The sequence below is a fragment of the Stenotrophomonas sp. HMWF003 genome (assembly GCF_003061285.1).
Classification (GTDB): Bacteria; Pseudomonadota; Gammaproteobacteria; order Xanthomonadales; family Xanthomonadaceae; genus Stenotrophomonas; species Stenotrophomonas maltophilia_AP.
Genome location: NZ_QAIW01000069.1, coordinates 1,822 through 2,348, shown reverse-complemented (window position 1 = coordinate 2,348; position 527 = coordinate 1,822). Strand labels below are relative to the sequence as shown.

Annotated in this window: 1 protein-coding gene; it reads right to left on the bottom strand. The window is 65.7% G+C overall.

Annotation, left to right across the window (positions count from 1 at the left end):
* Window positions 1-69 precede the first annotated feature (69 nt).
* Window positions 70-501, bottom strand: a complete 432-nt coding sequence (locus DBR34_RS02650) for an OsmC family protein (protein ID WP_128095581.1) — start codon at window positions 499-501, stop codon at window positions 70-72.
* Between the last annotated feature and the right edge of the window lie 26 nt (window positions 502-527).

Sequence of the window (527 nt, the reverse complement as noted above, 5' to 3'; positions counted from 1 at the left end):
GCCCCACAGGTACCGCCGCGCTGCGGGTGCCGACCATTGGCCGGCACCCCCTGAAGCAGCCGCAGGGCGTTACGCCAGCTCGGCTTCCAGGCTGATCGGCACTGCGCTCAGCGCCTTGGACACCGGGCAGTTCTGCTTGGCGTCATCGGCGATCGCCCGGAACTGGGTGGCGTCGATGTTGGGCACCACGGCCTTCACCTTCAAGGTGATCTGCGACAGCTGCGGACCGCCTTCCATGGAAAGGTCCACCTTGGCTTCGGTGTCCAGCGAGGTCGGCACGAACCCGGCCTCGGTGAGCTTGGCCGACAGCGCCATGGTGAAGCAGCCGGCGTGCGCGGCGGCGATCAGTTCTTCCGGGTTGGTGCCCTTCTCATCGCCAAAGCGGCTGCTGAAGGCATAGCGGGTCTTGTCCAGCAGGCCGCTCTGCGGCGTGCTCAATTGTCCCTTGCCTGTCTTGAGGTCACCTTCCCAGTGCGCGGTGGCATGACGCGAAATACCCATCGGTGTGTCTCCTGCGGATGAATGGC

What these genes read in the sequence shown, in the direction of transcription:
- DBR34_RS02650 (WP_128095581.1), bottom strand. Translation starts at nt 501, where the DNA reads ATGGGTATTTCGCGTCATGCCACCGCGCACTGGGAAGGTGACCTCAAG.